This window comes from Lacibacterium aquatile, assembly GCF_042683105.1.
In the GTDB taxonomy this organism is placed as follows: Bacteria; Pseudomonadota; Alphaproteobacteria; order Elsterales; family Elsteraceae; genus Lacibacterium; species Lacibacterium aquatile.
The window spans coordinates 101143-123164 of record NZ_JBHUIP010000003.1 but is presented as its reverse complement, the minus strand read 5'-3'; the positions used below and the strand labels follow the sequence as shown (position 1 = coordinate 123164).

The 22022-nt window shown below is 62.1% G+C and carries 26 protein-coding genes; 12 read left to right on the top strand and 14 right to left on the bottom strand.

Annotated features, from left to right (window positions below):
* The first annotated feature begins 53 nt into the window (after positions 1-53).
* The 3 genes from ACFSM5_RS02500 (at position 54) to ACFSM5_RS02490 (ending at position 1414) form a co-directional block, all read left to right on the top strand.
* On the top strand, positions 54-182 hold the full coding sequence (locus ACFSM5_RS02500) for a hypothetical protein (RefSeq protein WP_379874657.1): 129 nt from the start codon (positions 54-56) through the stop codon (positions 180-182).
* A 32-nt stretch (positions 183-214) separates the two neighbouring features.
* On the top strand, positions 215-781 hold the full coding sequence (locus tag ACFSM5_RS02495; RefSeq protein ID WP_379874656.1) for a PAS domain-containing protein: 567 nt from the start codon (positions 215-217) through the stop codon (positions 779-781).
* A 75-nt stretch (positions 782-856) separates the two neighbouring features.
* Entirely contained in the window at positions 857-1414 is a 558-nt protein-coding gene (locus ACFSM5_RS02490) for a PAS domain-containing protein (RefSeq protein ID WP_379874655.1), read from the top strand.
* A 44-nt stretch (positions 1415-1458) separates the two neighbouring features.
* On the opposite strand, the gene rsmD is transcribed toward ACFSM5_RS02490, so the two are convergent.
* From rsmD to ACFSM5_RS02475, 3 genes are read right to left on the bottom strand one after another with little or no spacing between them, the layout of a single operon-like run.
* Positions 1459-2004, bottom strand: a complete 546-nt coding sequence (gene rsmD / locus ACFSM5_RS02485) for a 16S rRNA (guanine(966)-N(2))-methyltransferase RsmD (RefSeq protein WP_379874654.1) — start codon at positions 2002-2004, stop codon at positions 1459-1461.
* Entirely contained in the window at positions 2005-3063 is a 1059-nt protein-coding gene (locus ACFSM5_RS02480; RefSeq protein ID WP_379874653.1) for a pseudouridine synthase, read from the bottom strand. It abuts the gene before it with no gap.
* Positions 3064-3067: 4 nt separating this feature from the next.
* Complete coding sequence (locus tag ACFSM5_RS02475; RefSeq protein WP_379874652.1) at positions 3068-3790, bottom strand: gamma-glutamyl-gamma-aminobutyrate hydrolase family protein; 723 nt, start codon at positions 3788-3790, stop codon at positions 3068-3070.
* 122 nt (positions 3791-3912) lie between these two features.
* Here ACFSM5_RS02475 and ACFSM5_RS02470 point away from each other — a divergent pair, with 122 nt between their 5' ends.
* From ACFSM5_RS02470 to ACFSM5_RS02460, 3 genes are all read left to right on the top strand, one after another.
* A complete protein-coding gene (locus ACFSM5_RS02470; protein WP_379874651.1) occupies positions 3913-4281 on the top strand; it encodes a 5-carboxymethyl-2-hydroxymuconate Delta-isomerase in 369 nt (122 codons plus the stop codon).
* Entirely contained in the window at positions 4274-4720 is a 447-nt protein-coding gene (locus ACFSM5_RS02465; protein WP_379874650.1) for a nucleoside deaminase, read from the top strand. Before ACFSM5_RS02470 ends, ACFSM5_RS02465 begins: the two co-directional genes overlap by 8 nt.
* A 136-nt stretch (positions 4721-4856) precedes the next feature.
* Positions 4857-5141 carry a GIY-YIG nuclease family protein gene (locus ACFSM5_RS02460; RefSeq protein ID WP_379874649.1) on the top strand — a complete coding sequence of 95 codons (285 nt, stop codon included), beginning with the start codon at positions 4857-4859 and terminating at the stop codon, positions 5139-5141.
* A gap of 69 nt (positions 5142-5210) precedes the next feature.
* Here the strand turns inward: ACFSM5_RS02460 and ACFSM5_RS02455 are convergent, their stop codons facing one another.
* From ACFSM5_RS02455 to ACFSM5_RS02420, 8 genes are all read right to left on the bottom strand, one after another.
* Positions 5211-5561, bottom strand: coding sequence for a helix-turn-helix domain-containing protein (locus tag ACFSM5_RS02455; protein ID WP_379874648.1), 351 nt, complete (start codon positions 5559-5561; stop codon positions 5211-5213).
* Positions 5558-6169, bottom strand: a complete 612-nt coding sequence (locus ACFSM5_RS02450) for a Smr/MutS family protein (RefSeq protein WP_379874647.1) — start codon at positions 6167-6169, stop codon at positions 5558-5560. Before ACFSM5_RS02450 ends, ACFSM5_RS02455 begins: the two co-directional genes overlap by 4 nt.
* Positions 6162-6842 (bottom strand): LutC/YkgG family protein, encoded by a 681-nt coding sequence (locus ACFSM5_RS02445; protein WP_379874646.1) that lies wholly within the window; start codon positions 6840-6842, stop codon positions 6162-6164. The genes ACFSM5_RS02450 and ACFSM5_RS02445 overlap by 8 nt, the downstream gene beginning before the upstream one ends.
* The gene (locus ACFSM5_RS02440) at positions 6839-8263 is read right to left on the bottom strand and encodes a LutB/LldF family L-lactate oxidation iron-sulfur protein (protein ID WP_379874645.1); all 1425 of its coding nucleotides are present in this window, start codon (positions 8261-8263) and stop codon (positions 6839-6841) included. Before ACFSM5_RS02440 ends, ACFSM5_RS02445 begins: the two co-directional genes overlap by 4 nt.
* A gap of 2 nt (positions 8264-8265) precedes the next feature.
* Entirely contained in the window at positions 8266-9021 is a 756-nt protein-coding gene (locus tag ACFSM5_RS02435) for a (Fe-S)-binding protein (protein ID WP_379874644.1), read from the bottom strand.
* A 147-nt stretch (positions 9022-9168) separates the two neighbouring features.
* Complete coding sequence (locus ACFSM5_RS02430) at positions 9169-10749, bottom strand: NosD domain-containing protein (protein WP_379874643.1); 1581 nt, start codon at positions 10747-10749, stop codon at positions 9169-9171.
* Positions 10750-10958: 209 nt separating this feature from the next.
* The gene (locus ACFSM5_RS02425; RefSeq protein WP_379874642.1) at positions 10959-12221 is read right to left on the bottom strand and encodes a dicarboxylate/amino acid:cation symporter; all 1263 of its coding nucleotides are present in this window, start codon (positions 12219-12221) and stop codon (positions 10959-10961) included.
* A gap of 452 nt (positions 12222-12673) precedes the next feature.
* Complete coding sequence (locus tag ACFSM5_RS02420) at positions 12674-12814, bottom strand: hypothetical protein (RefSeq protein ID WP_379874641.1); 141 nt, start codon at positions 12812-12814, stop codon at positions 12674-12676.
* Between the two features lie 413 nt (positions 12815-13227).
* Here ACFSM5_RS02420 and ACFSM5_RS02415 point away from each other — a divergent pair, with 413 nt between their 5' ends.
* The 4 genes from ACFSM5_RS02415 to ACFSM5_RS02400 all read left to right on the top strand — a co-directional run bounded on the left by ACFSM5_RS02415 (position 13228) and on the right by ACFSM5_RS02400 (position 18541).
* Positions 13228-13443: a helix-turn-helix domain-containing protein gene (locus ACFSM5_RS02415; RefSeq protein ID WP_379874640.1), complete on the top strand. Its 216-nt coding sequence runs from the start codon at positions 13228-13230 to the stop codon at positions 13441-13443.
* A 269-nt stretch (positions 13444-13712) separates the two neighbouring features.
* Complete coding sequence (locus ACFSM5_RS02410; protein WP_379874639.1) at positions 13713-15227, top strand: ABC-F family ATP-binding cassette domain-containing protein; 1515 nt, start codon at positions 13713-13715, stop codon at positions 15225-15227.
* 154 nt (positions 15228-15381) lie between these two features.
* Positions 15382-17310: a bifunctional 2',3'-cyclic-nucleotide 2'-phosphodiesterase/3'-nucleotidase gene (locus ACFSM5_RS02405; RefSeq protein WP_379874638.1), complete on the top strand. Its 1929-nt coding sequence runs from the start codon at positions 15382-15384 to the stop codon at positions 17308-17310.
* A 97-nt stretch (positions 17311-17407) separates the two neighbouring features.
* Entirely contained in the window at positions 17408-18541 is a 1134-nt protein-coding gene (locus tag ACFSM5_RS02400; protein WP_379874637.1) for a PP2C family protein-serine/threonine phosphatase, read from the top strand.
* A 229-nt stretch (positions 18542-18770) separates the two neighbouring features.
* On the opposite strand, the gene ACFSM5_RS02395 is transcribed toward ACFSM5_RS02400, so the two are convergent.
* Positions 18771-19265: a DUF6456 domain-containing protein gene (locus ACFSM5_RS02395; RefSeq protein WP_379874636.1), complete on the bottom strand. Its 495-nt coding sequence runs from the start codon at positions 19263-19265 to the stop codon at positions 18771-18773.
* A gap of 211 nt (positions 19266-19476) precedes the next feature.
* On the opposite strand from ACFSM5_RS02395, the gene ACFSM5_RS02390 reads away from it, so the two are divergent.
* A complete protein-coding gene (locus tag ACFSM5_RS02390; protein WP_379874635.1) occupies positions 19477-20094 on the top strand; it encodes an XRE family transcriptional regulator in 618 nt (205 codons plus the stop codon).
* Between the two features lie 7 nt (positions 20095-20101).
* Here the strand turns inward: ACFSM5_RS02390 and ACFSM5_RS02385 are convergent, their stop codons facing one another.
* Positions 20102-20314, bottom strand: coding sequence for a cyclase (locus ACFSM5_RS02385; RefSeq protein ID WP_379874634.1), 213 nt, complete (start codon positions 20312-20314; stop codon positions 20102-20104).
* Between the two features lie 113 nt (positions 20315-20427).
* Between ACFSM5_RS02385 and ACFSM5_RS02380 the strand changes: the two genes are divergently transcribed.
* A complete protein-coding gene (locus tag ACFSM5_RS02380) occupies positions 20428-21171 on the top strand; it encodes an LOG family protein (RefSeq protein WP_379874633.1) in 744 nt (247 codons plus the stop codon).
* A 142-nt stretch (positions 21172-21313) separates the two neighbouring features.
* Here ACFSM5_RS02380 and ACFSM5_RS02375 read toward each other — a convergent pair whose 3' ends face one another.
* On the bottom strand, positions 21314-21982 hold the full coding sequence (locus ACFSM5_RS02375; RefSeq protein ID WP_379874632.1) for a GAF domain-containing protein: 669 nt from the start codon (positions 21980-21982) through the stop codon (positions 21314-21316).
* Between the last annotated feature and the right edge of the window lie 40 nt (positions 21983-22022).

Below are 22022 nucleotides of genomic sequence, written 5' to 3'. Positions count from 1 at the left end.
AACCAGCCTGATAACACGGGCCAGACCTGACAGGGTTTTCGGGGAGGATTGCCATGCTTTTGCGGGATATCGTCCTTATCGGCTTCATCCTGACGCTGACCGCCGGGGTCAGCCTGCAAGCCAGTACGCCCAGCCCGATGGCGCAAGCCGTTTGGGAGCAAGCCGCCCATGGTGACGATTAACCTCCCGGGTTGCGCCATCCATCGAGGTCACCATGTGGGGGGATAATTTCCCACCGCTCGAGGTGGAACTTGCCCGCTCCAGCCACCCCCGGCTGCTTACCCCCGCTTTTCTGGATATCTGCTCGCCGCGCATCGACCGCTGCTGGCGCTATTGGGACGCCAAGCGCCAGGGCCGCCGCATGCCGTCCCGGGCCGATATCGACCCGACCGAAATCGCGGACCTGCTGCCCTATATCGTCCTGACCGAGGTGCTGGCTGTCCCGCCTTACCTGATCTATCGCCTGGTCGGCACCAAGCAGGTCGCTGTGCGAGGACGCGACCCAACCGGCCTGCCGGTCCGGGAGCATTATATCGGCCATCATGAAGGGGAAACCGGCGACGAGGTCATCCTCAACTATCGTCTGGTTATCGAACGGGCGACGCCGATCTATGACTACAACCCGACAACTGGTCCCGACGATGAGGACACTTCCTTCAGTACCGGCCCTGTGCGGGAGCGCGGTACGCTGCTACTACCCCTCTCAAACGATGATGTAAGCGTAAATATGGTCTTCTGCTGCGCCGACATCGTGACTGCTCAATACCCGAAAAGACTTTAAATCCGCGCATCCGCGTCTTTCCCTTTACCCCCAACGCGCCATATAGTGCGTGCACTATGGCAACTCTTAAGACGCATGGCGCCTATGTGGACAGGTGATTTCCCACCCCTTGATGGGGCGCTGGAAAACTCTGGCCATCCGCGCATTGTCACGCTTGAATTTTTGGACGTCTGTTCGCCACGAATCCGCCGTTTCTACAGCTATTGGGAGAGTCGCCGGAACGGGCGCCTCATGCCCACGCGCGGGGATATAAATCCCGCCGATATTGCGGATCTGCTGCCCTATATCGTGCTGACAGAGGTCCTGAACGAGGCGCCTTATCTCATATACCGGCTGGTGGGCACCAAACAGGTCGCCATGCGAGGCCGCGATCCAACGGGAATGCCGGTGATCTCGAACCACCTGGGCCATCATATCGCCTTTGCCCCGGACGAGATCATCCTGAACTACCGCTTCGCGATCGAAAAGCGGCAGCCAATCTATGATTACTATCCCCTGACAGGCCCCGATACGGGCGACACCTCGTTCGAAGCCGGGCCGGTCAAGGAAATCGGCACCCTGCTACTCCCCCTCTCCGCCGATGGCGAGCGGGTGAACATGGTCATCTGCTGCACCGATATTCGCAACGCGTGAAGCGTCTTCGGCAACTTCGGCAACCGCTTTAGAAGCGAGCGCCGTCAAGCCCGCTCCAGGAACCACAGCATGGCCGCGCCATAACGACGGTTATCGAGAAGCGTCAACCCCTCGACCGGGTGCAAGGCCTCATCCGCGGCCGTTTCCACCACGATCAGGCTGCCGGGCTTGAGCCACCCCTGGGACACCAGACTGAACAGCGCAGGCCCCACCAGCCCCTTGCGATAGGGCGGATCGAGCAGCGCGAAATCCACCGGCGCCTTGGCGGCGGGCAGTTTCGCGGCATCGGCCTGAATGGCCTGGAAAAGCTGCGGTTCCTTGACCTTCTTCAAGTTGGCCCGTGCCGCCGTCAGATCCTGATCGATCAGGATGGCGGATGCCGCTCCGCGCGACACCGCCTCGATCCCCAGCGCCCCGGTCCCGCAGAAGAGATCGAGCACATTCGCTCCCTGCAAGGAAGTCGGCACGAAGGGAGCATGGGCCAGGATATTGAACAGGGCTTCCCGCGCCCGGTCGCTGGTCGGACGGATATCCTTACCGGGCAGACTATCGAGCGTCAGGCCGCGCCAGCGACCACCAACAACCCGCACCTAGCCACGCCCCCGAGGCTTACCAGCGGGAGGGCGGCCCGCAGGAGGTCTACCGCCAGCCGAGGCAGGCTTACCTGCCGGAGCGGGCCGTTTCCCTGTCTGGGAAGGACGCCCACTAGACGGTTTGGCGCCAGCTTCGGCCCGTGCTGCCCGTTCGGCATAGGAACCCGTCGCGCCCTTGCGCGGCTTTTCCGCCGTCGAACCGGCACGCTTGGCAGCGGAGACCAGCTTCTTGCGCGGCATCTCGCCATCGTCCTTCGGCGGCATCTTCTCGCCGCGCTTCACCAGACCGGCACGCGCCACACCGCCCTTGTCGACGGCCGGGGCATCGCCAGCCTTCAACTGATCGCGCAACACCCGGGCCGGAACCTCTTCCACCTGCCCTTCGGCCAGATACCCCAGTTGGAACGGACCATAGGCAACCCGGATCAGCCGGTTCACCGGCAGGCCCAGATGCTCCATCACGCGGCGGATTTCGCGGTTCTTGCCCTCGTTCAGCGCCACGGTCAGCCAGGAGTTCGACCCCTGGAGCCGGTCGATGGTCGCGATAATCGGGCCGTATTTGATGCCTTCGACCGTAATGCCCTTGGCCAGTTGCTCGATCTGCCCCGGATCGGGCGAGCCATGGACACGCACGCGATAGCGCCGGGTCCAGGCATTCGACGGCAGTTCCAGCTTGCGGGCCAGTTCGCCATCGTTGGTCAGCAGGATCAGCCCTTCCGACGCAAGGTCAAGGCGACCGACGGACACCACGCGCGGCATATCGGCAGGCAGCTTGTCGAACAGCGTCTCACGACCCTTTTCATCCTTATGCGACGTCACAAGGCCAGACCGCTTATGATAGCGCCAGAGGCGGGTCGGCTCGGTCACCGGCAGCGGCTTGCCATCGACGGTAATGACGCTTTTGTCCGTCACCAGGAAGGCAGCGCTGGTCAGCTTCTGCCCATCGACGGAGATACGGCCGTCCAGGATCCATTTCTCGGCATTGCGGCGCGAGCAGATGCCCGCCCGGGCGATCCGTTTGGCAATCCGTTCGCCTTTGGCCTCGTTATCGGACATCGGATCAGGCTGCCGCGTTGATCAGCGCGTCGAAGATCGCCTTGTCGGCCGGGGTGATGTGATATTCTGGGTGCCATTGCACGCCCAGGCAGAAGCGGTAACGCGGATCCTCGATGCCCTCGATCACGCCATCGGGCGCCGTCGCATTGATGATCACGCCATTGGCAACGTCACGCACGGCCTGATGGTGGGCCGAATTGACCGCCGCTTCGCCGCTTTGGATGATCTTGTGCAGCAGCGTGTTCGGAGCGATCTTCACCACATGGCCCGCTTCGGTGCGCGGGTTGGGCTGCTCATGGGCGATTTCGCCCTGAACTTCGTCCGGAATATGCTGAATAAGGGTGCCGCCAAGGACGACGTTGAGCAGTTGTTGGCCACCGCAGATCCCCAGGACCGGCAGGTTGCGGGCCAGGGCGCCCTTCATCAGGGCCAGTTCGAAGGCCGTGCGGCGATCCTTGGTCGTCACCGTCGAATGGCGGCTGGTGGCGCCGAACATCGCCGGATCCACGTCGAACGCCCCGCCCGTCACCAGAATCCCGTCGAGCTGATCGAGGTAGGCATCCGCCAGCTCGGGCTCATGTGGCAGGCACATCGGCAGGCCACCGGCCGCCGCCACCGCATCGTTGTAATTCTGACGGATCGCGTACCAGGGCATCTTGGACCAGCCGCCAGCAGGTTCGCAATCGAGGGTGAGGCCGATGACCGGCCGAGTGTTCTTCGTTTTCATGATGTGCTGAAAGTATGCGCAATACGCGTTACTGACAAGGCCATGAGATCGCTCGACAGACCCGCATAATGGCGATAGGGATTTCACTTGTCGGACAACCGCTCAGATCCTTGGGAACCAGCATGCCGCAGATCCGTATCGAAGCCACCCCCTCGCTCCTCCAGCGTATCGATGTTCAGCCGATCCTGGCCGAAATCCACGAGGCCGTGGTGGCAACCTGCCCGCCCGCCAAGCTCGCCGACTGCAAAAGCCGCGTCTATGGCCTGACCGCCACCCGCCAGGGCGATGGCACCACGCCGTCGGCGATGTTCCATGTGGACCTGAAGCTGATCGCGGGCCGCGCCGTCGAAGTGCGCCAGGAGATCGGCACCAATATCCTCGCCATTCTCGACAAACATATCGGCCCGCACGCCAAGGGCCTGACCATTCAGACCTCGGTCGAGGTGATGGAGATGCCGCGCGAGACCTTCTTCAAGTCGGTGCATGGCTGATCCCTGGCTCTCAGCCTTCGAGGCAGCCGAAGCGGCAGCGGCACGGGGCGAAGTCCCCGTCGGCGCTGCCATCGTCGGCCCCGACGGTCGGGTGCTGGCAACAGCAGGCAACCGGACAGAAGAACTGCATGACGCCTCTGCCCATGCCGAACTGCTGGCGATGCGCGAGGCGGCGGCCAAACTCGGCTCCCCTCGCCTCGATGGTTGCGATCTCTATGTGACGCTGGAGCCCTGCACCATGTGCGCGGGCGCCATCAGCCTGTTCCGTATCCGCCGCCTCTATTATTCCGCCTATGACCCCAAGGGCGGCGGCGTCGATCACGGCGCCCGCTTCTTCACCCGCCCCACCTGCCACCACAGGCCCGAAGTCTATGGCGGCATCCGGGAAAGCGAGGGCGCGGAGTTGCTGACACGGTTTTTTGGGGAGCGCAGGGGGTAGCTGTTTTGCCAACAGCCTCTCAAAAACCGTCATCCCCGGTTTATCCGGGGATCCCCTCCGGGGGATCCCCTCCGGGGGGCGGCGCGCCCGCTTTAAATATCTATACACGTAAAAGTAGCACACTTATGCTGCGACCATGACTGGCTGGGTCTATATCGTTACCAATCAACGCGACGGCACGCTCTATGTCGGCGTTACGAACAATCTGCCGCGCCGGATATGGGAACATCGCGAAGCTGTCGTTGAAGGCTTTACCAAGCAATACCGGCTGAAGCAGCTCGTTTGGTTTGAGCAGCATGACGATATCGCTGAAGCGATCCGCCTTGAGAAGCGCCTCAAAAAATGGCCGCGCCAATGGAAGATCAACCTGATAGAGGCAGAAAATCCCGATTGGGAGGACCTCTATAGGATGCTTTTCTAGTTGGATAGGCGCCCGGAGAAGATCCCCCGGATAAACCGGGGGATGACGGCATTGTGTTGGAGGAGACTACTAATCCCCCAGAAGCCCTCGGATCTTCTCCAGAGTCGGCTTGTCGAGGCTGCCGATGCGTTCCGCCAGGCGGTTGGCCACTTCCGTCGCCAACGGATCGAGGCCCGCCGTATCCACGACGACGCGCGGATGAGAGATGTCGGCGAGGCGTTCGATTTCCTCGGCATCGTCCCAGATCAGGTCGAAATATTCGCAGATCTGGCGCACCAGCCCGCGCGACGGGCGGCCGCGATGGCCGTTTTCCAGGGACGACAGATAGGCTGCGGAAATCTGCAGGGACGCGGCCATATGCCGAAGGGAAATCCCCTTGGCAGCCCGCAAGGCCCGCAGCTTTTCCCCGAACGGTGTCATCGCTCGTCTTCCCGGCGGCGCTTGAGGAGGATGTAGAAGGCGCCAGCACCCCCATGATGCCCTTTTGCCGCCGTGACCGCCAGAACACGTGCACGAGTGGCGGGTTCGTTCAACCAGTGAGGCAGCGAGCGGCGCAGAATCCCGCGATCTTCGCCCAGACGATCAATCCAGGGCTTGGGCCCGCCGCCACCCTTGCCCGTAATGACCAGCAGGCAGCGGCTGCCGCGCGTATATTCGCCGGTGATAAAGCCCCGCAGCGCCAGATAAGCCGCCTCCGCCCCCATGCCATGCAGGTCCAGGCGGGCATCGATGGCCATATTGCCCTTGGCGAAGCGTTTGCTGGTTGAAGCGTCGATATCCACCATCTCGCCCGGCACCAGCGGCTTGGGCTTGGGTTTCTTCTTAGCGGGGGCGGGCGGTTGGGGCGGATTGGGCAACAGCACCAGATCCCGCACCGGAGGTTCTTGTTGTTGGCCTACCGCTTCGCTGCTTGAGGCCGGGGGCGCAACCTCCGGCATCAGCGGATGCATCGGCACCACCGTTTGTGCGATCTGCCGCCAGAGCCGTTTGTCTTCGTCGGTCAGCGTCTCTTTGCGACGCTTATTCACCGTCGAGAAGCAAGATATGCAGACGCCTCGGCCCATGGGCGCCGAGCTGGATGGTCTGTTCGATGTCGCCGGTGCGCGAGGGGCCGGAGATCATATTGATGGTCCTTGGCAACAATCCCTCCCTACCCTGGCCACCCCGATCCCGGATGGCATCGAGGGCATTTTCGTAAGAGCCGGTCACTTGGCTGCGACGTACCACGACAATATGGGTATCGGGGAGGAAATTTAAGGTCGAGGGCGTGTCAGGACCGGAATGCAGCACAAGCGTGCCAGTTTCCGCCACCGCCGCCACACAGGGCGTCACCGAGACTGCATCGCTGTCGACGGCCGGGCCGTAGGAAATCTCCAGGGTCGGACGTGTCTCCCAGGGGATGGATTTCAGCCCCGGCGCCGCCTTCACGGTCGCGGGCAGATTCTGGCTGGTGAGATAATCGGCAACCGCCGCCGGAACATCGCCTGTGCTTGCCACATGACCAACGGTCGCCGACAGAGCCAGCGCCATCTCCTCGAAAAGCTGCACCAACCCGTCGTGATCCCTGTCGATCCGCGCCAGTTGAACATGCCGCCCCCGCGCCGTCAGACGCTGGTCGAGCGCACTCTGGATCGTTGGATCCAACACATCCCGGCGCAAGGAACGTCGGATGGAGCCGAGGATCTCGTCACGCGCACTCATCGCTTCGCCCCCTTGGAACGGGCATAGAGATCCTGGAAACTGCGGCCCTGCGGCGCGGGCATATCGCGCACATCAGTCCAGCCGCCCGCCAGCGGCAGCTTTGCGATCCGCCCTTGCTTCCCAGCCAGCTTCGACAGGCTGAAGGCACCGATGCGCGCCATCCAGCGATAGAGCTTCGGCCGCTTGGCAAAATATCCCCAGAAGCCGAGGCCCCAGCGCACTGTCTTTGGCGCCAGCCCCTGTTCGGCCTGCCGTTCACGCCAATGGCGCATCATCTTGGGCAGCGGAATCTGCATCGGGCAGACCTCCGCGCATTTGCCGCAGAAGGTGGAGGCGTTGGGCAGATGCCCCGCCTTTTCCACCCCCAACAGCGTCGGCGTCAGCACCGCCCCCATCGGCCCTGGATAGACCCAGCCATAGGCATGGCCACCGACCGCGCCATAGACCGGGCAATGGTTCATGCAGGCCGAGCAGCGGATACAGCGCAGCATCTCCTGGAACTCGGTGCCAAGCATGGCGGAGCGGCCATTGTCGATCAGCACCACATGATACTGCTCCGGCCCATCGGGGTCTTCTGCCCGGCGTGGCCCGGTCGAGAAGGTGGTGTAGGAGGAAAACTCCTGCCCCGTCGCCGACCGCGCCAGCAACCGCAGAATACTGGTCGCATCCTCAAGATTGGGTACCACCTTCTCCAGGCTGGCCAGCACCACATGCACCTTGGGCAGCAGCTGGGTCAGATCGCCATTGCCCTCGTTGGTGACGATGACACTGGTCCCGGTCTCCGCAATCAGGAAGTTGGCGCCGGTGATACCGACATCGGCGGCAAAATATTGCTGGCGCAGCACCGCCCGCGCTTCCTCCAGCAAAGTGCGATGCTCGACGAGCGGCCGGTCGGGATCGAGCTGGGTGTGGCTCTTGCGGAAGGTCTCGGCCACCTGCTCCTTGGTCAGATGCACAGCGGGGGCAATGATGTGGCTCGGCGGCTCGTTCCGCAGCTGGATGATATATTCACCGAGGTCGGTTTCGACCGGGGTGACGCCGTGTTTCTCCAGATAGTCGTTGATGGCGATCTCCTCGCCGATCATCGACTTGCCCTTGGTTACCGTCTTGGCATCGACGGACCGGCAGATCTCCAGCACGATCTCCCGCGCTTCGGCTGCCGTGCGCGCCCAGTGCACCTTGCCGCCTGCGCGCTCCACCGCCTGCTCATAACGGTCGAGGTAGAAGTCCAGATGGGCGAGCGTATGGTCCTTGATCGCCTTGCCGGTATCGCGCAGCTGCTGCCATTCCGGCACCTTGGCGATGGTGGCGCCGCGCCGGTTCACAAAGCCCGGCTTCATATTGCCCAGCGCCTTGCGCAGCGTCTCGTCGGCCAGGGCGGAACGGGCGTTGGAGACGAAGGTGTGGGTCGTCGCATGCATCGCTAGTTCCCCTCCCCGATGGCCGGGCTGTCGAGCGCACCCGCCAGCACCTCGGCCACATGGCGCACCTCGATCTTGGAGCCCCGGCGCTTCAGCTTGCCCGCCATATTAAGCAGGCAGCCCATATCACCCGCCAGCAACAGATCGGCCCCGCTTTCCACGATCCTCTCGGTCTTGTTGGTGACCATCCGGTCAGAGATCTCGGGGTATTTGACGCAGAAGGTGCCGCCAAAACCGCAGCAGACCTCGGCATCCTCCAACTCCGTGAGGCTCAGCCCCTCAACCCCGGCCAGGAGCTGGCGCGGTTGGGCCTTCACGCCCAGTTCCCGCAGGCCTGAGCAACTGTCGTGATAGGTGACCTTCTTGTCGAGCTTGCCGGGAACCGCTTTGACCCCCAGCACATCGACCAGGAAACTCGTCAGTTCATACGTACGATGGGCCAGCCGCTCGACCCGCAGCAACATCGTGGGATCATCGGCAAAAAGCTCGGCATAGCCTTCCCGGATCATGCCCGCGCAGGAACCCGACGGCGCGACCACATAGTCGAAGCCCTCAAAGGCCTCGATCACCTGGAGCGCGACCTCCTGGGCGAGGCGCTTTTCCCCCGAGTTATAGGCGGGTTGGCCGCAGCAGGTCTGTGCTTCCGGCACCTCGACCGCGCATCCATTGGCTTCCAGCAGCGACAGCGCCGCAAACCCCACGCTCGGCCGATACAGATCAACCAGGCACGTCACGAATAGCGCGACCCTGCGCTCCATAGCCCACCCCTTCCGATATCTTCTATTTTTTCAAGGAGTGTGGCGGAGGGGCAGGCGCGAGGCAACAGACATAGGCGCGCCTGATAAAGGAACGGGCCCGATGCCTGCGCATCGGACCCGCACCATAACAGCGACGACTAGACGCCTTTAGCTAATGACATTATCAGCCATGACACTATTGGCCCCCGCGACGGTAATTCCGCCTGAACCGCTGACGGCAGCGACATTACCGACCGCAGCGATCCGGTTGGTATTCACCCCCAGGATCGCTTTTTGACCCGTCGAGGCCGTATTGCCGGTCACGGCGAAATATTGGATTTCGGGACTTTCGCCCGCTTCAAGATGGATGTTGTAGCGCGTCGCCCGGATCGCGTTGCCGGTGATCGTGCCGAACCAGATCGAATGACCACCCGCCGTTTTAAGATGGATGCCATCCCGTGTCGGCAGGATGAAGTTATTGCCCGTGATGGTCAGATATTGCAGCGGGCCAGCAATGGTCTCGACGAGCAGACTGTCATGCCATCCACCCGTCACGATGTTGTTGGCAACGATCAGCCCCCGATAGGCGATCGCCCCTCTCTGCTGGCAGAGAATCCCGACCTGCGTGCTATCCGGATCGAGCGCGCCAGCATTGACGATGGTGTTGCCCTCAATGGTCCCTGTCCAGATCTCGCCCGCCGAACAGGCCTGATAGAGAATGCCATGGCGCAGGCTGCCGCGGATCATATTGCCGCTTACCTGAACATTGTTGCACTGGATCGTCATCCCATCGGTGCCCCCCTCCTGGAAGAGGGTGTTATTGGCAAACACGATGTAATCCCCCGCCGGATGGCTATCCAATCCAGCCTCGACACAGCCGTAGCAGTTGTTTCCCTTGATGACGATCTGGCGGCAGACGCCCTGGCTACCGCCGATGGAGACGCCGTGGCGCAGGTCGGAGAAGAAACAATCCGTGACGTTACCCCAATGGCTGCCATGCTGGATCGCCACGCCATAGGAAAAACCTGGACGGCGCCCCCGCGTCACCTGACTGCGCAGCACCTGGAAATGGGCCGATGTCCCGATGGTGATGCCGCTGTGAGCGAACAGATCGAACGAGCAGCCTTCGATCAGGATATCCCGGCACACCGACAGATCGACGCCGATCTGATTATAGCCAAGCCCCTGCCCGCTGGCCGACACGTTCCGCAAAGTGATACCAGCCAGGAAATCCAGGCGTTCCAGCCGGGCACCTTCTGCGACGGTCGCGGCATAGAGCACCGGCTCGTCCAGGGTTACCTGGTTGCCAGCGACCGCCTTGACGCGATGCATTTCGCCATAGGTCGCCCCCTTGGGGGGATCGAGCATATCCCAGAGCTTGTTCTGGGCGAGCATGACATAGCTTCCGACCGGAAACTGAGAACCATCCGCCACCGTTACCGTGGCGGCAGATGCGGAGGCATTTGCTGTCAGAAGACTTTGAACCGTGCGGGTTCCTGCAGCCTGGAACAGAGGCACAACGACCGAAGAAGCCGGCATCTGGGCCAGTTCGAAGATAATGTCGGCATCGACGATCTCGATACCGGCAGTGAGGGTCAGGGTACCGGTGACACGGAAGCTGTGCCCTAGGCCGGTGACACGGCTTTCACCCGATGCCAGGGCGGCCTGAAGTGCCAGCGTATCGTCCGCCACCCCATCGCCGACAGCGCCGAAATCAAAAAAGGAAACACAGCAGTTAGAAACAGGCATGATAACTCCTAAAGCATTGAATTAATGAGGTTTCGATCTCCCGGCCGCAGCGCATCAATTGCACCAGATTATTCGGGATAATTCCCACTGGTCACGTAGCCGATATGGATCGAGTTAAAGAGTATGTTCTCTTTTTGTTCTAATTTCAAGCGACAAAAACCCGCCTCGCCCGGATTGAAGGGGCGGGGCGGGTTTGATGCTTGCTGCGATTACGAGGCCGCCGTAGCGACCGCCGCCACCGGCTGACGGGTTTCGGCGAAGGCCTGGCGGTCCAGGATCTTTTCCTCGGCCGCGACCAGCACCGGGACGGTGGCCTGGCCGACGACGTTGGTGCCGGTCCGCATCATGTCGACGACGCGATCAACCGCGATGATATAGCCGATATATTCCATCGGCAGACCGACGGCATTCAGCGTCAGGGTCAGGCTGACCACCGCCGGACCCGGCACACCGGCCGTTGCGAGCGTCCCCAGCGTCGCCGCCAGGAAGATCGCCAGATACCCCGCCACATCAAGCTGCACGCCCGTGTACTGAGCGAAGAAGATCGCGGCGATGGCGGGATAGATCGCCCCGCAGGCATCCATCTTCATCGTTGCCCCCAGGGGAGCGGCGAAGGACGCATAGTCGCTCGGCACGCCCAGGCGATCCGTCATGGTGCGCTGGGTTTCCGGCAGGGTGGCATAGGAGGACGAGGTCACGAATCCATGTTGGAACACCGGCCAGATGCCCCGGAAATAGCTGCGCAGCGGCAGGCCATGCAGTTTGATCAGCCCGCCATAGACCACGATGATATGGAAGGCGCAGGCCAGATACATGGCGATGATGAAATCGCCCAGCGGCGCCAGCACGTCGAGGCCGAACTTGCCGACCACCGCCGCGATCAGGCCGAAGGTGCCGATGGGGGTCACCTGTAGGACGATGCGCACCACGCGCATGATCAGCTTGTTGGCATCTTCGAACACGCCACGCAGACGGTCGCCCGCCTCGCCCATGCCCGCCAGCACCGCGCCGACGATCAGGGCCAGCACCAGGATCTGCAGCACATTGCCGTCCGCAAAGGCCTTCACCGGATTAGCCGGGATCAGGCCGACCAGCACCTCGACAAATCCAGGGATCAGCTTGGGCTTCACTTCCGACAGCGCAAGGCCGGTGACGCTATGGCCCGGCTCCAGCACCAGCGCAAAGCCGATACCGACGATGGCCGCCAGCGCCGCCGTGATGACGTACCAGCCGAGCGTCCGCAGACCCAGGCGCGCCGCCCCGGCGCTGTGACGCAGTGCCCCGACCGACACGACGATGGAGACGAACAGCAGCGGCGTGACGATCATACGGATCAGCGCACCATAGGCATCGCCGATCGGCTTGCCGACCAGCTGCGCGGTCGCCGGTGCCAGAACCCCAAAAAGGCCGCCGAGCACCAGACCCGCCAACACCCGCTGCCAGAGCGGAACCGATAAATACACCTTCAACATGTGGAAACCCTCGTGAATGATTGCCTGGAAAATGGGCGCGCTCGGTTAAATTTTGGATAATCAGCAAATGAGATCTGGTATGCGATAAAGTTATACATGTTTAATTTGATGATTAAGCACCCCCAGAGAGGGGCTGGATTTCCGGTTTCTACCGTCATCCCGTGGCTTGACCACGGGATCTCCAAGCTTTTCCGTCTCTGTCGTCACCCCCCGACTTGATCGGGGGATCTCCAAGCTTTTCCGTTTCTGTCGTCATCCCCCGACTTGATCGGGGGATCTCCTCCGGGGACCTGTCCTCACCCTCGCTGTCATCCCGGTCTCCGAGCCGGGATCCGGCCGCCTGCATGGCCAATCGTCGGCGCCGGAGGTCTGCACCCATCTTCGGCCGGATCCCGGGTCAGGCCCGGGATGACAGATTTTGTTTGTTGCCCGCCACTCAGGCGACTCTGGAATCACGCTCCAGGAAAGCGTGGCAGCAGGTCGTTGGCAGGGTGCCAGGCCCGAGAGATGCCAAAAATGCCGACGGCGATCAGCTGCTGCTCTCGCTTTTCGTCCAGAATCGGGACACCGAGCAGCCCGATGCCGCCGGACACAAGCGGAATTTCCCGATAGATCGGGTGCCTGGATGCGTCGGCTCCCTGCCAGCCCCCCCAAGATGGGGGAAATCCCTGGCAGAACCACGCCCAGCCCGCCGCGATATTCCAGCCCGACCCCTGCCGATAATTCCGCGAAACCCGGTAAATCCCCCTCCTCCACCGCACGCGCCCAGGCGACCAAAAGCTCCGCATGTCCGGGATGCTGCAACTTTTGCAGATAGGGTCTCTCCGCAATTGCCAGTGCGAAGACAAGAGAGTCAGAAAGGGAGTTGAGTGACATACCGAAAGACCGCACGACCGGTTGATGCGATTACCGGACTATGCCATCACAAGATGAATGATGACAATAATCATCATAAAGATGATTATAAGCCGTGGCCCGACAGTCGCATATGCCGAAAACATTCGGCATGCAATCTCATGACATCCTTGCCAAAAATCTGCGCATGCTCCGTGCCGGGGCGGGGCTGAGCCAGGAGGATCTGGCCGACTTGGCTCAGGTCGACCGCACCTATATTGGCGGTCTGGAACGTTCCGTCCGCAATCCCACGCTTGCCGTCATCGAACGGATCGCCAGGGCCTTGGGTGTCGAGCCGTACGAACTGCTGCGACCGGGCCGAGAGTAGCCCCAGTCTGCAAGACCATTGCGCCGTCGGTTCCCCGATGGCATCCTCTGCTCACTTTAAACCCGAGACGGAAAGGAGGGCTGCGACATGAAGACGTTTTTCCGGCACCATCGCCAGCGCGGCCCCGTTCACGCCCTGCAGATGCGTTTGCAGGGCTGATCAGAGTACGGGATTAGAAGCTCCCCTGGTCTGCCCTTTGATGGGCGCGTTACCACGCGTCCCTTGATCCTTACCGAGCGTTCAAGCTCGGCAGACCAGAGATACCCCCCATGACTCTTATCGCTCTCCGCAATCTCGGCGTAACGCTGGGCAATCCGCTTTTCACCGGCCTCGACCTTTCCATCGATGCAGGTAATCGCCTGGGCATCATCGCCGCCAACGGGCGCGGCAAATCCACCCTGCTGCGCTGTATCGCGGGCACGGCTGAAAGCACCACCGGCGATATTATCAAGGCGCGCGGCCTGGAAATCGGCCATGTCGAACAGCATGTGCCGGATCGCCTGATGGGCATGAGCCTGCGGGCCGCCGTCCTGGACGCCCTGCCGCCCGAGCAGGCGGAAATGGAGGAATGGCGCGTCGATGTCATTCTCGACGCGCTCTCGGTTCCCCTCGACTTCCACGACAAGCGGCTGGCCGAGCTTTCAGGCGGCTGGCAGCGCACGACCCTGCTGGCCCGCGTCGCGGTGCTGGAACCCGACGCCCTGCTGCTGGACGAGCCGACCAACCACCTGGATCTCGACCGCATCGCCAAGCTGGAAGCCTGGCTGAAGGGCCTGCCGCGCGAACTGCCGGTACTAATCGCCAGCCATGACCGCGCCTTCCTGGATGCGGTGACCAACCGGACGCTGTTCCTGCGGCCCGAGGCTTCAAAGGATTTCGCCCTGCCCTACAGCCGGGCGCGGGCGGCCTTGGCGGAGGTGGATGATGCCGATGCCAAACGCTACGAGAAGGATATGAAAACCGCCGATCAATTGCGCAGACAGGCGGCCAAGCTCAACAACATCGGCATCAATTCCGGCAGCGATCTGCTGGTGGTGAAGACCAAGCAGCTGAAGGAGCGCGCGGAAAAGCTGGAAACCGCGTCGCGGCCCGCCCATCAGGAACGATCCGCCGGGGCCATCAAGCTCGCCAATAGCGGAACGCACGCCAAGGTCCTGATCACCCTGGAAGACCAGATGGTGGAGACACCGGACGGCAAGCCGCTGTTCCGCACCGGTCGCCTGTTCATCCGCCAGGGTGACCGGATCGCATTGCTGGGCCGCAATGGCACCGGCAAGACGCGCCTTGTCTCCAAACTCCGCACGGCCATCGAGGGAACGGGACAGGACGACATCAAAGTCACCCCGTCCCTGGTGCTGGGATATGCCGATCAGGCGCTGGCGACCCTGCCCGATCAGCAAAGCCCGATGGATATCCTGCTGAAGCGCTTTTCGCTGGGTGAGCAGCGGGCACGCAGCCTGCTGGCCGGGGCAGGCATCGCGGTTGACCGGCAGGCCAAGCCGTCCAGCAATCTCTCCGGCGGGCAGAAAGCGCGCCTCGGCATGCTGGTACTCCGGCTGACCGAGCCGAACTTCTACCTGCTCGACGAACCGACCAACCATCTGGATATCGAAGGGCAGGAAGCGCTGGAGGACGAGTTGCTGGATCACCAGGCCAGTTGTCTGCTGGTCTCCCATGACCGCAGCTTTGTGCGCACCGTCGCCAATCGTTTCTGGCTGATCGAGAAGAAGCGGCTGGTCGAAGTCGACGGGCCGGAAGAGTTCTTCGCGTTATTTGGCGGATAGGCCCAGTGTCGGGTTTCCTCTGTTCCTCAGGCGGAAACCCGACCATTCGGTCAGCATGTCATGAAAACGTCACATTCCGTGCTGGTATCCGTCATCACGGCGAGCTACCGTAAAATTCATCGCAACCATTTCTTAACCAGTGGATGGACCTCCCATGCGCCGCTCCTCTCTTGTGCTCGCCCTCCTCGCCGGATCGCTCCTGGCGGGCGTCGCCAACGCCCAGACCGCCAAGCTGCGCATCATGGAGACCTCAGACCTCCACACCAATCTGGTGAACTACGACTACTATAAAGATGCCGAAGCCCATGATTTCGGCTTCTCAAAGACCGCCACGGTCATCCGCCAGACCCGCGCCGAAGTGCAGAACAGCCTGCTGATCGATTGCGGCGACCTGCTGCAGGGCACGCCCCTGGCCGATTATGTCGCCAAGGTGAAGGGCCTGAAGGAAGGCGAAGTTCACCCGATGTATGCCGCGATGAACGCGCTCGGCTATGACGTCGCCTCCTTCGGCAACCATGAATTCAACTATGGCCTGCCCTTCATCGAAAACGCCGTGAAGGGCGCCAAATTCCCCTATTCCGCCGCCAATATCTTCAAGGGTTCGACCCAGGAACATTGGTCACGCCCCTACGTCATGCTGGAGCGGACCTTCAAGGACGACACCGGCGCCGATCAGAAGATGAAGATCGCCGTGATCAGCGCGGTGCCGCCGCAGATCATGCAGTGGGACAAGGGCCATCTGGAAGGCAAGCTCAACACCACCGACATCATCGATGCGGTTGAAAAGATGGTGCCGGTCGTGCGTCAGGCCGGTGCAGATCTCGTCATTGTTGCTGCCCATACCGGCATCGGCATTCCTGACACCAAGAAGGGCGACATGGCCGAAAACGTCGGCTATGCCCTGACCCTGCTGCCGGGCATCGACGTTGTTCTGACCGGCCACCAGCATCTCTCCTTCCCCGGCGGCTTCAAGGATCTGCCCAACACCGATGCGACCCGCGGTCTTGTGAACGGCAAGCCGGTGTCGATGCCGGGCTTCTGGGGCAGCCACCTCGGCGTGATCGACATCCAGCTGGCCAAGAAGGACGGCAAATGGACGGTGGCCGATGCCGCCTCTACCCTGCGCCCGATCTCCAAGCGCGACGAAAACCGCAAGATCGTCCCGCTGGTCGAGAATGACGCCGAAGTCATGGCGATGGCCAAGCAGATCCATGAGGAAACGCTGAAGTACATCCGCGCGCCGTTTGGCAAGATCGAAGCGCCGATCTTCTCCTACTTCTCGCTGGTCCAGGACGATCCCTCCGTGCAGATCGTCTCCGATGCGCAGATCTGGTACGCCAAGAAGGCGCTGAAGGGCACCAAGTACGAAAGCCTGCCGATCCTGTCGGCAGCAGCCCCCTTCAAGGCCGGTGGCCGTGGCGGCGCCAACTATTACACCGACGTCGCAGCCGGCGAGATCGCAATCAAGAACGCCAACGATCTCTACCTCTATCCGAACACCCTGCAGATCGTGACCATGAACGGCGCAGGCGTGCGCGAATGGCTGGAAATGTCGGTCGGCATCTTCAACAAGATCGACGCGACCAAGACAGAGCCGCAGAACGTCATCGACAATGGCTTCCCCAGCTTCAACTTCGACGTCATCGATGGCGTGACCTATGAGGTCGACCTGACCCAGGCCCGCCGCTATGACAACGACGGCAAGCTGGTGGCCGCCGATGCCCGCCGCATCAAGAATCTCTCCTTCGGCGGCAAGCCCATCGACGACAAGCAGGAGTTCGTCGTCGTCACCAACAACTACCGTGCCTCGGGCGGCGGTAAGTTCCCCGGCGTCGACGGCAAGAACGTGATCCTGCAGAGCCCGGACGAAAACCGTCAGGTGCTGATCGACTACATCTCGGAAAAGAAAACCGTGAACCCGTCGGCTGACAAGAACTGGAGCTTCGCCAAGGTCGGCAAGCCGGTCACCATCGTCTTCGACAGCTCCGCCACGGCCGAAAAATACCTCGGCAACATCAAGGGCTCCTCGAAGATCGGCGATGGCGAGAACGGCTTTGTGCGCTATGGCCTGAAGCTCGATTAAGCTTCGAAAGCGCTTTTAGCGGACGAGTTTGGAAATAAGCGAAAGCCGGGAACCCTCCCGGCTTTCGTATTTTTTGAATGCATTCTAGAATCGAGCCATGAGCCTACCTGAAGACGATCTTGTCGAACGCCGCACCTATGCGCCCGGAGCGACCATCCTTGCCGAGGGCGATGCCGCCGACAGCTTCTTCCTGATCGAGCGCGGCGAGGTCGAGGTCACCAAGACCGGCCCCGATGGCGCCCATCGCCTGGGTCGCATGGGCGAAGGCGATATCTTCGGGGAAATGGCGCTGATCGACGACAGCCCGCGTAGCGCTTCGGTGGTCGCGCTGAAGCCGACCGTCTGCCGTCTCTTCCCGCGCTCGATTCTCGAGGAAAGCGTCAAGGGCTCCAACGGCCTTGTCCGCAATATCCTCAATCTCTTTGTGCGCAACCTGCGCCATTCGACCAATCTTCAGGTCGAAAACCGCCGCCTCCTGCGCGAACTCACCGACTTCAAGGATCGATTGACCGACGAGTTGGATGTCGCCCGCCATATGCAGATGGAACTGGCGCCACCCGCCGATGAATGGGGCGAGCTTGGCCAGCGTGCAGGCATCGACCTCTCTGCCGTCTTCGAGCCTTCGTCTGAAGTCGGCGGCGATCTCTGGTCGGCCTTCCCGGTGGGCGACCATGGCGTCGGCCTGTTCCTGGGCGACCTGACCGGCCATGGCGTGGTAGCGGCCGTGAATGCTTTCCGCCTGCACACCCTGCTCGGCACCCTGTCCCATGTGGCGGACGATCCCGGCGTCTTCCTGACCGCCCTCAATCAGCGCCTGGCCAACATCCTGCCGCTTGGGCAGTTCGCGGTTGCCGCCTATGCCGTCATCCAGCCGGGCAAGCCGCTTGCCTATGCCGCCGCCGGTTGGGAGTGCGCCTTGATCCATGCACCGGACGGCAGTGAAACCCCCTTGTTCGGCGACGGGCTGCCGCTCGGTATTTCCAGCGACGAAAGCTATCGCACCAGCCATTTCGAGTTTCAGCCGGGCGCCCATCTGCTGATCTATTCCGACGCCCTGTCCGAAGCCTACAAAGGAAGCGAACGGATCACCGATGCCGACCTGTCGGCAACCCGCTCGACCGCCCTTGCCGCGCAGCAGGATGTGCCGGGCGTCTGGATGGCGGGCCTGCGGGACCTAGGCATCCGCCCCCTCGACGACGACCTCACCATCGTGTGCGCCACAAGACGCTGAGGCGTCTTGTGGGTTTTGTACGCTGGCCTACCGCGCTTCGCGCTGCTTGAGGCCGGTTTGTGTTGGCCTACCGCGCTTCGCGCTACTTGAGGCCGCCGCCACCTCACTCGTCATCCCGGGACTCGATCCCGGGATCTCCTCCGGGAGCATGTCCAATCCTGCCGCGGCCACGTGGAAGCGCCCCCGGAGAAGATCCCGTGGTCAAGCCACGGGATGACGGTTATTGCCACTACCGCCCGTAATGCTCGACCAGTTGGGCAAGCCCCCGGCGCAGTAGCATTACCGCGTCCGGTTCTGCCACGCGCTTCAGGACGGCCCACTCCTCGACCGGCAAACCGAGGCAGCACACATGCACGATCACTGGCGAGAGTCTCGGCGACAGCGACCGCATGGCGGCAACATAGCGTTTGCGGGCAAGGCACGACTGGACGGACAGGTCCGCATCCTCATCACCCTGCGGCGGTATCGGTAGCCCATCGTAGTTGCACCGGGCCAGCCGCTCGAACTCGCCACCGCCGAAGTCTTCCCTGAGCTTCAGTCCTGCCTGCCAATAGTCTGTGGAGATCAGCCGTTGCCGCCGATAACGATCCAGCGGCAATTCATGGCGCCCGGCGAGCGGGACATCTTCCACCACAATCGGGGGAACTTCAGGGTTGAGTCCGGCGGGGCAAGCAGCGCTCCCCACGTCACTACGATACAGGCGGACACTCTCGATCTTGCTCATGGCGCGATGCTGCAAAATGGGGCTTTTCCGTTTCTTTCCAACGATAACGACCATGAGACTCTCCCACTCTTCACCTTTTGACCGTGCACGAAGCAACTCCCGTTGGTTGGGTCAGCGCCTTTCTTTGCACGCCATAACTGTGCCGATTTGGTGCAAATCTGTCAATATGGTGTTTATTGCACCAAATCAGTTTTTCCCTTAAACTGTAGGCATGCAGAACAAACTCCGCTCCCTTCGCCTCGCCCGCGGCCTGACGCTCGAACAATTGGCCGACGCCGCAGGAACCTCCCATCAGCAGATTCTGCGCCTGGAAAAAGGTGAGCGTCGCTTAACCGTGGATTGGATGGTGCGCCTTGCACCGCCGCTCGGGGTTGAGCCGAAGGATCTGCTGCCGGAATCTCAGACGGCAGCTCCCCCCTCACCCGCTCCGGCACAAATTGCACCAAATCAGGACATTATTCCGGTGCGCTCGGCAGCGCGCGGCGGGGACGAGCAGCGGATGTTCCTGGAAGATGGCCCGATCGACTACGGCCCTCGTCCGCCCGTGCTGCGGAATGTGCGCGATGCCTATGCCATCTATGTGGTGGGGGAGAGCATGGCCCCGCGCTATCGGCCCGGATACCTGCTGCACATCAACCCCTTCAAGCCGCCTCGGCGCGAAAACGGCGTAGTGGTCTACAAGAAGGACAATGCCGTCCTGATCAAGGAGTTCGTCGAAGCGACCTCAACCGAACTGGTGCTGCGACAGTTCAATCCGGCAATGGAGCTGCGCTTAGACCGCGATGAGATTGCGGAATTCCATACTGTCGTGGGGACCGAGGAAGCCTAGTGGGGGTCTAAACCCGCTTATGGGCTTCCTCGATGACACGCTTCTTCACGATCCGCACGGCACCCACCATCAGCAGGCGCATGTCGCGGACGATATAATCCGCAAGCTCGGCATCGGAGATGTCGGTGCCCTCGATATCCAGGCGGAACTCCTGGCCCTGGATGCCGCCGCCATTGGAAAAATCCACCTCGAAATCGAAAACCACACGATGTTCTGCCATGGGGCACCTCCGCCGTCATTTGCGCCCGCGGCGGCCGTGCCGCCCAATGGATTATCGTGATGGGGGCAGCAGGCTTCTTGATCCGATGCGACCTCGCCCCCTAATCTGATGGCATGAGCACGCCCAAACCAGACGTTTCCGCCCATCTCGCGTCCCCCGCCTATCGGCTGTCGGCCCAGGATCCCGACTTCCTGATGGGCGACAGCATGCGTGGTGTCCGCTTCCTGATGGAATATGCCAAGGTCGAGGAAGCCTTACGCAACGAGCGCATCAATTCGACCATCGTCGTCTTCGGCAGCGCCCGCGTGCGGGAAGGCAACCGCTGGTACGACGAGGCCCGCGCCTTTGGCCGCCTCGCTTCCGAACAGGGCGGCGCCCTGCGCCCTATCGATGGCGCACGTGAGAATGTCATCGCCACCGGCGGCGGCCCTGGCATCATGGAAGCGGCCAACCGGGGCGCCCATGACGTCGGCGCGCCCTCCATCGGCTACAACATCACCCTGCCGCACGAGCAGGAGCCGAACCCCTATTCGACCCCGTCCCTGACCTTCCGCTTCCATTACTTCAACATGCGCAAGATGCATCTTGCCATGCGGTCGAAGGCGCTGGTGGTCTTCCCCGGCGGCTTCGGCACCCTGGACGAGCTGTTCGAGATCATCACCCTGGTGCAGACCGGCAAGGCCGGCGCGCGCACGGTGGTGCTGTTCGACGAGCAGTTCTGGAAAAGCCTCGTCAATCTCGACGTGCTGGTCGAAACCGGCATGATCGCCAAGAAGGACCTGGGTCTGCTGACCTATGCCAATACGGCCGATGAGGCCTGGACGGCCCTGGTCAAGGCCGGGCTGAAGGTCGGGTAAATGCTTCCGTCACCCCGGGACTTGATCCCGGGGTCTCCTCCGGGGGCGTTTCCACGCCGCCGGGGTCAGAATTGGACAAGCTGCCGGAGGAGATCCCGTGGTCGAGCCACGGGATGACGCCTTATGGGAGAATAGCCGCTTCTTAAAGCGGTGTCCCACCGACGCGGCGACGCACGCTTTCGGCTTCCTTCATGATCTCCACCGCCTGCTCGCGGCTGGCCTGATCGGCGCTGCTCGACGAGATGGCGTTGGCGAGGCTCAGGATGGTCTTAAGCGGCGTCAGGATCTGATCGCGGTGGCGGGCATCGGCCACCACATGGCGCCCGGCTCGGCGCAGTTCCATTTCCTCGCTGACCAGGGCCGCGAGATCGCGCAGGACGTTACGATCCCGCTCACTCAGGGTGCGCGGCTTGGTATCGATGACGCAAAGAGTGCCGACATTCTGCCCGTGGGCCGACAACGGCGCCCCGGCATAGAAGCGGACGTTCGCCTCGCCTTTGACGTAAGGGTTGTCTTTGAACCGCTCGTCCTGCGTGGCGTCCGTCACCTCCATGACGTCATCCAGCAGGATGGCGTAGGAGCAGAAGGCAACATCGCGCGAGGTTTCTTCCAGATCGAGCCCGACCTTGGCCTTGAACCATTGGCGCGTCTCGTCGATCAGGCTGACCAGCGCGATCGGCGTACCGATCAGATTGCTCGCCAGCCGCACGATACGGTCGAACACCTCTTCGGCCGGGGTATCGAGGATCTGATAGTCGCGCAGCAGGGCCAGACGTTCGGCTTCAGTCGCGGGCAATGGTGCAGCGGTCATGTAAGCTTCCATTCAGACAAGGTGAACGGAAACTTAACGC

Bases quoted from the DNA above. Each gene is read 5' to 3' on its own strand.
- ACFSM5_RS02500 (WP_379874657.1), top strand. From the start codon at position 54: ATGCTTTTGCGGGATATCGTCCTTATCGGCTTCATCCTGACGCTGACC.
- ACFSM5_RS02395 (WP_379874636.1), bottom strand. From the start codon at position 19,265: ATGAGCAAGATCGAGAGTGTCCGCCTGTATCGTAGTGACGTGGGGAGC.
- ACFSM5_RS02440 (WP_379874645.1), bottom strand. From the start codon at position 8,263: ATGCATGCGACGACCCACACCTTCGTCTCCAACGCCCGTTCCGCCCTG.
- ACFSM5_RS02375 (WP_379874632.1), bottom strand. From the start codon at position 21,982: ATGACCGCTGCACCATTGCCCGCGACTGAAGCCGAACGTCTGGCCCTG.
- ACFSM5_RS02430 (WP_379874643.1), bottom strand. From the start codon at position 10,749: ATGCCTGTTTCTAACTGCTGTGTTTCCTTTTTTGATTTCGGCGCTGTC.
- ACFSM5_RS02405 (WP_379874638.1), top strand. From the start codon at position 15,382: ATGCGCCGCTCCTCTCTTGTGCTCGCCCTCCTCGCCGGATCGCTCCTG.
- ACFSM5_RS02455 (WP_379874648.1), bottom strand. From the start codon at position 5,561: ATGACACCGTTCGGGGAAAAGCTGCGGGCCTTGCGGGCTGCCAAGGGG.
- ACFSM5_RS02465 (WP_379874650.1), top strand. From the start codon at position 4,274: ATGGCTGATCCCTGGCTCTCAGCCTTCGAGGCAGCCGAAGCGGCAGCG.
- ACFSM5_RS02380 (WP_379874633.1), top strand. From the start codon at position 20,428: ATGAGCACGCCCAAACCAGACGTTTCCGCCCATCTCGCGTCCCCCGCC.
- ACFSM5_RS02425 (WP_379874642.1), bottom strand. From the start codon at position 12,221: ATGTTGAAGGTGTATTTATCGGTTCCGCTCTGGCAGCGGGTGTTGGCG.
- ACFSM5_RS02445 (WP_379874646.1), bottom strand. From the start codon at position 6,842: ATGAGTGCGCGTGACGAGATCCTCGGCTCCATCCGACGTTCCTTGCGC.
- ACFSM5_RS02390 (WP_379874635.1), top strand. From the start codon at position 19,477: ATGCAGAACAAACTCCGCTCCCTTCGCCTCGCCCGCGGCCTGACGCTC.
- ACFSM5_RS02495 (WP_379874656.1), top strand. From the start codon at position 215: ATGTGGGGGGATAATTTCCCACCGCTCGAGGTGGAACTTGCCCGCTCC.
- ACFSM5_RS02400 (WP_379874637.1), top strand. From the start codon at position 17,408: ATGAGCCTACCTGAAGACGATCTTGTCGAACGCCGCACCTATGCGCCC.
- ACFSM5_RS02470 (WP_379874651.1), top strand. From the start codon at position 3,913: ATGCCGCAGATCCGTATCGAAGCCACCCCCTCGCTCCTCCAGCGTATC.
- ACFSM5_RS02435 (WP_379874644.1), bottom strand. From the start codon at position 9,021: ATGGAGCGCAGGGTCGCGCTATTCGTGACGTGCCTGGTTGATCTGTAT.
- ACFSM5_RS02410 (WP_379874639.1), top strand. From the start codon at position 13,713: ATGACTCTTATCGCTCTCCGCAATCTCGGCGTAACGCTGGGCAATCCG.
- ACFSM5_RS02460 (WP_379874649.1), top strand. From the start codon at position 4,857: ATGACTGGCTGGGTCTATATCGTTACCAATCAACGCGACGGCACGCTC.
- ACFSM5_RS02490 (WP_379874655.1), top strand. From the start codon at position 857: ATGGCGCCTATGTGGACAGGTGATTTCCCACCCCTTGATGGGGCGCTG.
- ACFSM5_RS02480 (WP_379874653.1), bottom strand. From the start codon at position 3,063: ATGTCCGATAACGAGGCCAAAGGCGAACGGATTGCCAAACGGATCGCC.
- ACFSM5_RS02415 (WP_379874640.1), top strand. From the start codon at position 13,228: ATGCAATCTCATGACATCCTTGCCAAAAATCTGCGCATGCTCCGTGCC.
- ACFSM5_RS02475 (WP_379874652.1), bottom strand. From the start codon at position 3,790: ATGAAAACGAAGAACACTCGGCCGGTCATCGGCCTCACCCTCGATTGC.
- ACFSM5_RS02385 (WP_379874634.1), bottom strand. From the start codon at position 20,314: ATGGCAGAACATCGTGTGGTTTTCGATTTCGAGGTGGATTTTTCCAAT.